A 10709-nucleotide genomic window follows, 5' to 3' on the forward strand; every position below is an offset into this window, starting at 1 on the left:
GTGACCCACGTGCGCTACGGCACCGAAGACAAGCGCCCCGCGGCCGAGGCCATCCTGGCCGAGCTGGGGCTGGACTGGTCGCAGGCCGCCGCCATCGGCGACGACTGGCCGGATCTGCCGGTGCTGCGCCGCTGTGCCTTCGCCGCCGCGCCGCCGGCGGCCCAGGCCGAGGTGCTGGCGGTGGCCCACCACGTCACCCGGGCCGCGGGCGGCCAGGGCGCCGGGCGAGAACTGTGCGACCTGCTGTTGGTGGCCAGCGGCCACTACGCCCGCCTGCTGGAAGAAGCCGCCGCGTGACCCCGCTGCCCCCCCTCTCTGCCACGGGACCGGCCCTGGTCACCCCGCCGCCGCGCTGGTGGGCGCGGCTGCTCGACCGCCTCTCCGTCTACCTGCCGGTGCTGTTGATGGGCCTGCTGGCCCTGGGCAGCTACTGGTTGGTGCGCAACGCCCCGGCCCCCGCCGCCCCGGTCGAAGCCCGCCCGCCCTCGCACGAGCCCGACTACTTCATGCAGCGCTTCGCCGTGCGCAGTTTCGCCGCCGACGGCCAACTGCTGAACGAACTGCGTGGCCGCGAGCTGCGCCACTACCCCGACACCCGCAGCCTGGAAGTGGACGAGGCCCGGGCCCGCACTTACAACGCCCAAGGCCGCCTGACAACGTTGCGCAGCGAATGGCTGGGCAGCAACGCCGACCAGTCGGTGTACCAGCTCCGGGGCGCGGTGCAGGTGGTCCGCGACAGCCCCGCCTCGGCGGGCACCCCCTCCCTGGAGTTCCAGGGCGAGGCCCTGACCGTGGACGATGCCCGCGACCTCATCACCGCCGACCGGCCGGTGCAACTGCGGCGCGGCGACGACCGCATCACCGCCGACACCCTGCGCTACGACGACCGCCAACGGCTTGCCGACTTGCAAGGCCGGGTGCGGGCCACCCTGGCACCGCGGCCCTGAAGCGCGCGGGCCACAAGCGACAGACACAAAAAAACCCGGCCAAGCCGGGTTTTTTGCAGCGCACCGGGCAGGCCCGGTGCAACAGCCTCAGCGATCAGTAACCGCCGCGGCCACCGCCGCCTTCGCGACGACCACCGCCGTAGGGGCTGCGGAAGCCGCCTTCGTTGCCGCCACCGAAGCCACCGCCGTCACGGCGGCCACCGCCGAAACCGCCGGTGCGGGGCGGGCGCGGCTCCATCGGACGGGCTTCGTTCACCACCAGGCTGCGACCGCCCAGCGACTGACCGTTCATGCCCTGGATGGCGGACTGGGCTTCAGCGTCGCTGCCCATTTCCACGAAACCGAAGCCTTTGGAACGGCCGGTGTCGCGCTCCATCATGACCTTGGCGCTGTTCACGTTGCCAAAGGCACCGAAAGCCTGCTGCAGATCTTCGTCGCGAACGGTGTACGGCAGGTTGCCGACGTACAGTTTGTTGCCCATCGAGGGACTCCTGAAAAACACAATAAAAACCAGCGATGGAGCCCCGTGGGCACGACGTAACCGCTTGACTTGGCTGCAGTGGCACGCGAAACTGACCGATCACCTGACTGCGCACGCTTGACTTGTGCGCGCAACCATTATGCGCTGCCAAGTTTGACAGCGGTGTGTTTTTTTCGACGAATCCCGACAAACCCCCATGGACCGGCGCCACAACCGCGGGTTTTTCCTGTTTTTGGTGCATGGGACGTTGCGAGACAACAACAACCCCCACGCCGGCGCTCCGGCCACCGACTCACTTCGGCTCGGCCGGGCGGCCCCGCTGGTAGATGACGTGGTAGGTCAGCCCCACCAGCACACTGCCCCCCAGCAGGTTGCCAGCGATCACCGGCAACCAGTTGCCCAACATGCCGGCCACGGTCACCCAGGCGCCGTCCACCGGCACCGCGCCGCCGTGCTGCAACAGCCAGGCCAGCGGCATCAGGTACATGTTGGCGATGCTGTGCTCGAACCCCGCCGCCACGAAGGCCCCAATGGGGAACACGATGGCCACTGCCTTGTCCACCACGCTGCGCCCGGCCATGGCCATCCACACCGCCATGCAGACCAGCAGGTTGCACAGCACGCCGCGCAGCAGGGCCTCGTCCCAGGGCAAGGCCTGCTTGGCCAGGGCGATCTTGACCACCGTCTGTCCCACGGCCCCGCCGTTGAGGGACGGGTGGCCGCTGGCGTACACCAGCAGCGCCAGCCCCGCCGCACCCGCCAGGTTGGCCAAGCCCACCACCGCCCAGTTGCGCAGCAACTCGGTGCTGCTGACCTGGCCATCGGCCCAGGCCATGACGATCAGGTTGTTGCCGGTGAACAGTTCGGCCCCGGCCACCACCACCAGCAGCAGCCCAAGCGAAAACACCACACCGCCCAGCACCTGGGCCGCGGCAAAGCCCAGAGTCGGGTCGGACTTGACCAACACAAAACCCAAGGCCCCCAGACCGATGAAAGCGCCGGCCAGCAGGCCCAACAACACCAGCGACAAGAACGGCAGGCGGGCCTTGGCCACGCCCACCTCGGCCACGCGCCGCGCCACTTCGCGCGGCGCGTAGGCGTCCGAACCGTAGATCTCCGACATTGCACCCTCCTGCCCCGGACGCCGGCGCCGGACACGGCGCCCCTGCACAGCCGGGCCGCTTGAATTTATACTAGTGCTGCGCCGATTTGATTCCGGAATTGCGGGCGCATTAAAAATGCCGCTAAAGAGGAGACACCCGGTCCCGCACCCGTCTTCTTGCTTGGTTCGACGGTTTGGCGGCGCCGGGTTTTTTTGTGGGGGCACGCCCCCCGGGGTGAAGCACGTGATCGTCACACCACAACGCATGCGTTTCGACACGCCGCTGCCGCTGCAAAGCGGGGCGGTGCTGCCGGGCTACGAACTTGTTTACGAGACCTACGGCACGCTCAATGCCGACCGCTCCAACGCGGTGCTGGTGTGCCACGCGCTCAACGCCAGCCACCACGTGGCCGGCCGCCACGCCGACGCGAACGGCCAGCCCCTGCCCCGCAGCGAGGGCTGGTGGGACAACCTGATCGGCCCCGGCAAACCGGTGGACACCGACCGTTTCTTCGTCATCGGCGTGAACAACCTGGGCTCCTGCTTCGGCAGCACCGGCCCGACCCACCCCCACCCCGCCACAGGCGAGCCCTGGGGCGCCGACTTTCCCGTGGTAACGGTGGAGGACTGGGTCAACGCCCAGGCGCGGCTGCTGGACGCGTTGGGCATTGCCCAACTGGCGGCGGTGCTGGGCGGCAGCCTGGGTGGCATGCAGACCTTGAGCTGGACCCTGCAATACCCCGACCGCGTGCGCCACGCCGTGGTGGTGGCCAGCGCGCCCAACCTGACGGCCGAGAACATCGCCTTCAACGAGGTGGCGCGCCGCGCCATCGTCACCGACCCCGACTTCCACGGCGGCCACTACCTGCGCCACGGCACCCTGCCGCGGCGCGGCCTGCGCATCGCGCGCATGATCGGCCACATCACCTACCTGAGCGACGACGTGATGAACGAGAAGTTCGGCCGCCAGCTCAAGCCCCTGGCCGACGCGGCACAAGCCGGCGACGTGGCGGCGGTGGAGCGCCTGGCTTACCGCTACACCACGCAGGAGGTGGAGTTCCAGATCGAGAGCTACCTGCGCCACCAAGGCGACAAGTTCAGCGAGTACTTCGACGCCAACACCTACCTGCTCATCACCCGGGCGCTGGACTACTTCGATCCGGCACGCGCCCACGGCGGCGACCTGAGCGCGGCGCTGGCCCAGGCCCGGGCGAAGTTTTTGCTGGTGAGCTTCACCACCGACTGGCGTTTTTCGCCGGCGCGCAGCCGCGAGATCGTCAAGGCCCTGCTCGACAACCGGCGCGACGTGAGCTACGCCGAAATCGACGCGCCGCACGGCCACGACGCCTTTTTGCTGGACGACCCGCGCTACCACGCCGCGGTGCGCGCCTATTTCACCCAGCAGGTGGCCCGCGACCTGCCCGCCGGAGGCCGCGCATGACCGACCGCCTGATCCTCGAATCCCTGGCGCGGCTGGTGCCGCAGGGCGCCCGCGTCCTCGACCTGGGCTGTGGCGACGGCACGCTGCTGGCCCACCTGCGCGACACGCGCGGCTGCACCGGCTACGGCGTGGAAATCGACGACGCCAAGGTGCACGCCGGGCTGCAGCGCGGCATCAACGTGCTGCAGCTGAACCTGGAAGACGGCCTGGCCATGTTCGGCGACAACAGCTTCGACCTGGTGCTGCAGATCGACACGCTGCAGCACCTGCGCAACGCCGAAACCATGTTGCGCGAAACGGCGCGCGTGGGGCGCCAGGCCATCGTCGCCTTCCCCAACTTCGCGCACTGGCCCAACCGCCTGAGCGTGCTGCAGGGCCGCATGCCCGTGACCAAGCGGCTGCCCTACCAGTGGTACGACACGCCCAACATCCGCGTGGGCACCTACGCCGATTTCGAGGTGCTGGCGCAGCGCCTGGGCCTGCGCGTGACCGACAGCTTCGGCTTGGAGGACGGGCGCGAGGTGCGGCTGTGGCCCAACCTGCGCGCCAGCACGGCAGTGTTCAAGCTGGCCCAGGGCTGAGCGTGGCGCTGGCGGCGGTGCTGCTGCTGGCCGGGGCCGGGGCCCGCCTGGGCCACCGGCCCAAATGCCTGCTGCGGCGCGGCGGCACGCCGCTGCTGCACCACCTGCTGCGCGCCCTGCAGGCGGCGGGCGTGGGCCCGGTGGTGGCGGTGCTGGGCCACCACGCAGCGGCCGTTGGGGCGGCGCTGGAGGGCTGGCCCGTGATCCGGGTGCTCAACCCCGACCCGCAGGCCGCCCCGGCGGATTCGCTGCGGCTGGGACTGGCGGCGCTGCCCCCGGGCCACGGCGGCGTGCTGGTGGCGCTGGGCGACCACCCCTGGATCGACGCGGCCGACCTGCGCGCCCTGGCCGACGCCTACGCCCAGCGCCCCCCGGACACCGACTGCGTGCTGCCCAGCCACGGCGGCCAGCCCGGCCACCCGCGGGTGTTAGCCCGCTGGCCTGCGCCGAACTGGGCGCCCTGCCCGCTGGCGCCGGCGGCCCGCAGTGGCTGGCCCAGCACCCCGCGCGGGTGCACCACTGGCCCGCGCCCACGCCCCACTTCGTCTGGGACGTGGACACCCCGGCCGACCTGGACCGGCTGGCCGGCCTGAGCGGCGAACGGCTGGACTGGCCCACCCCGCCCTGACGCGCCAGCGACGGCGCGTACACCCACAACCGGGTCAACTATGGCCTGGCGGGGGACCGGCCATGGTTACCTTCTATAACATCCGCCGTGCATGGGCGGCGAACGCCCAACAACCACCCGAGGAGCGAGACATGATCCAACTGAAAGTCAACGGCCAGGCCGTGGCAGTGAACGCCGCGCCCGACACCCCACTGCTGTGGGCCCTGCGCGAACAGCTCAACCTCACCGGCACCAAGTTCGGCTGCGGCATCGCCCAGTGCGGCGCCTGCACCGTTCACGTGGACGGCGAGCCAACGCGCTCCTGCGTGCTGCCGCTGAGCGCCGTGGCCGGCCGCAGCGTGACCACCGTGGAAGGGCTGATGACCACCCCCACCGGCCAGGCGCTGCAAGCGGCCTGGGTGAAGGAGCAGGCACCGCAGTGCGGCTACTGCCAGTCCGGCCAGCTGATGACCGCCGCCAAGGTGGTGCAGGGCACCAAGAAATTGCTGAGCCGCGCCGAAATCCTGGAAGCGATGAGCGGCCACGTCTGCCGCTGCGGCACTTACAACCAGATCGCCGCCGCCGTCTCCACCGCCCAGAAAACCCTGACCGGAGCGAAAGCATGAGCACCACCGCGCAACTCTCCCGCCGCAGCTTTCTGCTGGGCTCCGGCGGCGTGGCCATCGGCCTGTCGTTCGGTCTGGGTCAGGCCGAGCTGGCGCAGGCGCAGACGGCCGCGCCCGGTGGCTTCGCGCCCAACGGCTGGGTCAACATCGACACCGACGGCCAGGTGACCCTGTATTCGCCCGCCTCGGAAATGGGCCAGGGCACCATGACCGCCATCCCCATGCTGCTGGCCGAGGAAATGGACCTCGACTGGTCACGCGTGACGGTGCGACAGGCGCCGTCAGACCCGAAGCGCTTTGGCAACCCGCGCTTCGGCGGCGGCATGACCACCGGCGCCTCGCGCACGGTGCAGGGCTACTACGAGCCGGTGCGCCTGGCCGGGCTGCAGGCGCGACTGGTGCTGGTGAACGCCGCGGCCCAGGCCCTGGGCGTGCCCGCGGCCGAGCTGCGCACCGAGGCCGGCCGTGTGGTCCACACCTCGGGCCGGCAGATGGGTTATGGCGACATCGCCAAGGTGGCGCAGACCCCGGCCGAGCTGCCCAAGGTGGACAAAGCCATGCTCAAGCCCATGGCCCAGTTCAAGCTGATCGGCCAGGACCTGGACCGGGTGGACGTGGCGGCCAAATCCAACGGCAGCGCCCAGTACGGCATCGACGTGCGCCTGCCGGGCATGCTGTGGGCGTCCATCTTGCGCGCACCGGTGCAGGGCGAAACCCCGGTGGCGGTGGACGACAGCGCCGCCCGCGCGGTGCCGGGTGTGAAGCACGTGGTGCGCCTGCCGCACGGCGTGGCGGTGGTGGCCAACTCCTTCCACACCGCCAAGACCGCGCGCGACCGCCTGCAGGTGACCTGGACCCAGACCGCCAAGGCCCGCGCCCACGACTCGGCCCGCGTCAAGGCCGAGTACGTGGCTCGCGCCCAGAAGCTCGACGACGCCGGGGTGGACTTCATCCAGCACGGCGATGCCGGGCAGCAGCTGGCCGGCGCGGTGAAAACCTTCGCCGCCACCTACACCAGCGAGATGGTCAGCCACATCTGCCTGGAGCCGATGAACTGCACCGCCCACCTCAGCGGCGACCGCATCGAGGTCTGGGCGCCGGCGCAGTCGGCCTCTTTCGTGACCGGAGCGGTGGCGGCGGCCAGCGGCTTCAAGCCGGAACAGATCAAGGTCAACATTACCCTGCTGGGCGGCGGTTTTGGCCGCCGGGTGGAGGCCGACTACGCGGCCGACGCCGCGCTGGTGGCCAAGGCCGTGCCCGGCACGCCGGTGCAGGTGATCTGGACCCGCGAAGACGACATGACCCACGACAAGTACCGCCCGCTGACCGGCCAGCACCTGGTGGCCGGCGTGGACGCGCAGGGCAAGCTGGTGGGCCTGCTGCACCGCGTGGTGTCCGAGGGCATTTACGCGCGGGTGGTGCCGCCGGCCTTCAAGGCCTCGGGCGGCAAGGACGCGCCGGTGATGGAGGGCTCGGAGATCACCTACGACATCCCGGGCCACCGGGTGCAGTTCCTGATCGAGGAGCGCGGCATCCAGGCCGGCTTCTGGCGCGGCGTGGGGCCGGGCTACACCAAGTTCGCCATCGAAACGCTGGTGGACGAGGTGGCCCACGGCGTGCAGGCCGACCCGCTGGACTACCGCCTGCAGCTGTTGCACAAGCAGCCGCGCGCCCAGGCGGTGCTGCGCGAGGTGGGCCGCATGTCGGGCTGGGGCAAGGCCAAGCTGCCCAAAGGCCACGCGCTGGGCCTGGCGTTTTCCGACGCTTGGAACACCTTCTGCGGCATGGTGGTGCAGGTGTCGATCGAACAGGGGCGGCCCAAGGTACACAAGGTCTGGTCGGCGGTGGACTGCGGCCACGCGCTGCAGCCGCGCAACGTGCGCGCGCAGATCGAGGGCTCGGTGATCTTTGGCCTGTCGGCCCTGCTGCACGAGCGCATGGACTTCCAGGGCGGCGTGCCCCAGCAGACCAACCTGGACCGCTACCGCGTGCTGCGCGCCAACGAAACCCCGCTGGTGGAGGTGAAGGTGCTGATGACCGACCACCACCCGGGCGGCATTGGCGAAGTCGGCCTGCCGCCGGTGGCGCCAGCGGTGGCCAACGCCGTCGCCCGCCTGACCGGCCAGCGGGTGCGCAGCCTGCCGTTCCCGCAAGTCTGACGCGCCGGCCATGAACAGCCTCGACATCGAGGTGCTCCAGACCGCGCTGGCGTGGCTGGAGCGGGGCCACCGCGTGGTGCTGGGCACGGTGGTGCGCACCTGGGGCTCGGCCCCGCGCCCGCCGGGCTCGCTGATGGTGATCCGCGACGACGGCCAGGTGGCCGGATCGGTGTCGGGCGGCTGCATCGAGGACGACCTGATACGCCGGGTGGCGGCGGGCGAACTGGCGCTGCGCCGCCCCGAGGTGACCACCTACGGCCAGACCGCCGACGAGGTGCGCCGCTTCGGCCTGCCTTGCGGTGGCACGGTGCAGGTGGTGCTGGAACCGCTGGGGCCGCAGTCGCAACTGCGCGAACTGCTGACCGCCACCGCCGCGCACCGCCAGACCCGCCGCGAACTGGACCTGACCACCGGTCTGGTGCGGCTGGGTCCGGCCCACGCCGGCGACCGGGTGGAATTCGACGGCCAGCACCTGGCCACGGTACACGGGCCGCGCTGGCGGCTGCTCATCATCGGCGGCGGGCAGTTGTCGCGCTACCTGGCCAGCATGGCGGTGATGCTGGACCACCAGGTGACCGTGTGCGAGCCACGCACCGAGTACCACGAAGGCTGGGACGCGCTGCCGGGCGTGACGCTGTCCAGCGCCATGCCCGACGACCTGGTGCTGGCGATGAACCTGGACGCCCACAGCGCCGTGGTGGCCCTGACGCACGACCCCAAGCTGGACGACCTGGCCCTGATGGAGGCGCTGCGCACACCTGCCTACTACGTCGGGGCCATGGGTTCGCGCCCGAACAACGAACGCCGGCGCGAGCGCCTGCTGGCCTTCGACGTGACCCCCGAGGAAGCGGCGCGCCTGCGCGGCCCGGTCGGGCTGCGGCTGGGCGGGCTGACGCCACCGGAAATCGCCCTCAGCATCGCGGCCGAACTGACGGCGCGGCGACGGGGCGTGGACCTGTCGCAGCCGCTGGCCGACTGGTCGGCCTCGGGCACCGTCTGCGCCACGGCCTGAAGCGCCCAATTGCCGGCCATTGGGCCGCTTGTTCGGCGCATCGCGCCCGGCGGGCCGGGCATACAGTGGTTCACGCTGCCCGCCGTCCGGGCACGAGGAGCGCCGCATGAAAATTCCGAGCAACCCGATGGCCGCGGTCGCGCGCGAACCGGCCAAAACCGGCCCCGCCGCGCGGGCCGAACGCAACACGCCCGCCGAGGTGCCGGCCGAACCGACCCCGAGCGTGAAGATACCGCCCGGCCTGGAGCGGGTGCTGGCCAAGTTCGAGACCCTGGGCTAAACCGGTCGCAGCGCCGGCCAGAGCCAAGCGATGGACCGCGTCGCCCGCAACCTGGCGCGCTACACCGACACCCAGGCACTGGTTCCGCCGGCCGACAGCCCGGCCACCGCACCGGCGGCCGAGCCGGAAGCGCCGCCGCTGGCAGAGGCCCCACCCGAGGCCCCGCTGGAAACGGCCCCGGGCGCCACCGCCCCCGACGCCGACTCGGCCAGCGACCCGACCGGCGCCCTGTTGGATGTCCTGACCGACCCCGGCAGCGAAGGCACCGAGCCCACCGCCTGACGCCCGCGCGGCTCAGGCCAGCGCGTCTTCCAGCTCCAACCCGCGCAGGTAGTTGCGCAGGGTCTGTGCGCCGGCGGCTTCCAGGTCGAAGGCGGAACGGTCGATCAGCCAGTTGATGATCAGGCCGTCGACCAGCACGTTCAACCCCAGGGCGGCCTGGGCTGGGGACATGGGCAGGGGCCGCCCCAGGCGCTCGGCCGTCAGCGCCAGCACGCGCTGGATCTGCTGCCGCATCTCGTTCATCACCTCCATGCGGCGCTGGGCCACCGCCTGCAACTCGGCCACGTACTCGACCTTGTGGGTGGCGATCTCGAACACGCGCCCGGTCTGCGGGTCGTGCGCGGTGGCGTGCAGCGCGGCCATCAAGGTGTCGTACAGCCCGCGCAGGGGCGACACCCCAACCGGGGGCGGCTCGGCCGCGGCGTGCAGGGCCTGCTCCAACGGCAGCGTCACGCGCTGCAGCATGGCGTTGAACAGGTCGGCCTTGTCCTGGAAATGCCAGTACACGGCGCCGCGCGTGGTGCCGGCGGCCGTGGCGATGTCCTGCAACGAGGTGCGCGAAACCCCGCGCGCCAGAAACAGCTGCTCCGCCGCGTCCAGCAGCTTGTGGCGGGTCTGTTCGGCTTCGGCTTTGGTTTTTCGGGCCATGGCAGTCAGGGGCGATGTCGCATCTTTACCAAAACGACATGCATACATTCAGGTTTGTATGTATATTACCTCTTTCGTTCGTCCGCCGTGCCCAGGGTATGCCCTGAGGCCAGGCCCCACCTCCGAGGTTTTCCATGGCCGATCCCCACGCCGCTCACCACGACATGACCACACCGCCGGGCGGGGCTTTGCGCCCCTGGCGGCTCGCCGCCGGACTGGGCCTGGCCCTTGCCCTGGCCGCCTGCGGCAAACCCGCCGCCCAAGGTCCCGGCGGCACGTCGCCCCCGGCCGAGGTCGGGGTCGTCACGGTGACCCCCGGCGTGGTGGCCCTGAACACCGAGTTGCCCGGCCGCCTGGAGGCCTCGCGCGTGGCCCAGGTACGGGCCCGGGCCACCGGCATCCTGCAGCAGCGCCTGTTCCGCGAAGGCGCCGACGTGTCGGCCGGCGCGGCGCTGTTCCGCATCGACCCGGCGCCCTACGAAGCGGCCCTGGCCAGTGCCCGCGCCCAGCAGGCCAAGGCCGAAGCGCAACGTGCCCAGGCCC

13 protein-coding genes, 1 pseudogene and 1 riboswitch are annotated in these 10709 nt (G+C 71.0%); of the genes and pseudogenes, 11 read left to right on the top strand and 3 right to left on the bottom strand.

Features of this window, described 5'->3' with window-relative positions:
• The coding region (locus CON77_RS13175) for an HAD hydrolase family protein (RefSeq protein ID WP_157826959.1) at window positions 1-297 on the top strand (297 nt) is incomplete at its 5' end.
• Entirely contained in the window at window positions 294-947 is a 654-nt protein-coding gene (gene lptC, locus CON77_RS13180; protein WP_232788539.1) for an LPS export ABC transporter periplasmic protein LptC, read from the top strand. The genes CON77_RS13175 and lptC, both read left to right, overlap by 4 nt.
• 94 nt (window positions 948-1041) lie before the next feature.
• On the opposite strand, the gene rbp is transcribed toward lptC, so the two are convergent.
• Both rbp and CON77_RS13190 read right to left on the bottom strand, forming a co-directional pair.
• Complete coding sequence (gene rbp, locus CON77_RS13185; protein ID WP_101049861.1) at window positions 1042-1428, bottom strand: RNA-binding regulator; 387 nt, start codon at window positions 1426-1428, stop codon at window positions 1042-1044.
• A 292-nt stretch (window positions 1429-1720) separates the two neighbouring features.
• Window positions 1721-2551: a formate/nitrite transporter family protein gene (locus CON77_RS13190; RefSeq protein ID WP_101049863.1), complete on the bottom strand. Its 831-nt coding sequence runs from the start codon at window positions 2549-2551 to the stop codon at window positions 1721-1723.
• A 68-nt stretch (window positions 2552-2619) separates the two neighbouring features.
• Window positions 2620-2697, top strand: a riboswitch (SAM riboswitch).
• A 77-nt stretch (window positions 2698-2774) separates the two neighbouring features.
• Between CON77_RS13190 and metX the strand changes: the two genes are divergently transcribed.
• The 8 genes from metX to CON77_RS13225 all read left to right on the top strand — a co-directional run bounded on the left by metX (window position 2775) and on the right by CON77_RS13225 (window position 9518).
• Window positions 2775-3971 carry a homoserine O-succinyltransferase MetX gene (gene metX / locus CON77_RS13195; protein WP_101049882.1) on the top strand — a complete coding sequence of 399 codons (1197 nt, stop codon included), beginning with the start codon at window positions 2775-2777 and terminating at the stop codon, window positions 3969-3971.
• Complete coding sequence (gene metW, locus CON77_RS13200) at window positions 3968-4552, top strand: methionine biosynthesis protein MetW (protein WP_101049865.1); 585 nt, start codon at window positions 3968-3970, stop codon at window positions 4550-4552. The genes metX and metW overlap by 4 nt, the downstream gene beginning before the upstream one ends.
• Window positions 4501-5145 (top strand): nucleotidyltransferase family protein, encoded by a 645-nt coding sequence (locus tag CON77_RS13205; protein WP_101049867.1) that lies wholly within the window; start codon window positions 4501-4503, stop codon window positions 5143-5145. Before metW ends, CON77_RS13205 begins: the two co-directional genes overlap by 52 nt.
• Window positions 5146-5311: 166 nt before the next feature.
• On the top strand, window positions 5312-5785 hold the full coding sequence (locus CON77_RS13210) for a (2Fe-2S)-binding protein (protein WP_101049869.1): 474 nt from the start codon (window positions 5312-5314) through the stop codon (window positions 5783-5785).
• Window positions 5782-7944 carry a xanthine dehydrogenase family protein molybdopterin-binding subunit gene (locus CON77_RS13215; RefSeq protein WP_101049871.1) on the top strand — a complete coding sequence of 721 codons (2163 nt, stop codon included), beginning with the start codon at window positions 5782-5784 and terminating at the stop codon, window positions 7942-7944. The genes CON77_RS13210 and CON77_RS13215 overlap by 4 nt, the downstream gene beginning before the upstream one ends.
• 10 nt (window positions 7945-7954) lie before the next feature.
• Complete coding sequence (locus CON77_RS13220; RefSeq protein WP_101049873.1) at window positions 7955-8956, top strand: XdhC family protein; 1002 nt, start codon at window positions 7955-7957, stop codon at window positions 8954-8956.
• Window positions 8957-9062: 106 nt separating this feature from the next.
• Window positions 9063-9236: a hypothetical protein gene (locus CON77_RS15220; RefSeq protein ID WP_157826961.1), complete on the top strand. Its 174-nt coding sequence runs from the start codon at window positions 9063-9065 to the stop codon at window positions 9234-9236.
• 30 nt (window positions 9237-9266) lie between these two features.
• A complete protein-coding gene (locus tag CON77_RS13225; RefSeq protein ID WP_101049875.1) occupies window positions 9267-9518 on the top strand; it encodes a hypothetical protein in 252 nt (83 codons plus the stop codon).
• A 12-nt stretch (window positions 9519-9530) separates the two neighbouring features.
• Here CON77_RS13225 and CON77_RS13230 read toward each other — a convergent pair whose 3' ends face one another.
• The gene (locus CON77_RS13230; protein ID WP_101049877.1) at window positions 9531-10166 is read right to left on the bottom strand and encodes a TetR family transcriptional regulator; all 636 of its coding nucleotides are present in this window, start codon (window positions 10164-10166) and stop codon (window positions 9531-9533) included.
• A gap of 164 nt (window positions 10167-10330) precedes the next feature.
• Between CON77_RS13230 and CON77_RS13235 the strand changes: the two are divergent.
• Window positions 10331-10709 (top strand): annotated as a pseudogene (locus CON77_RS13235) (biotin/lipoyl-binding protein); the annotation flags it as partial.

The organism is Macromonas nakdongensis, assembly GCF_002837145.1.
In the GTDB taxonomy this organism is placed as follows: Bacteria; Pseudomonadota; Gammaproteobacteria; order Burkholderiales; family Burkholderiaceae_C; genus Macromonas_B; species Macromonas_B nakdongensis.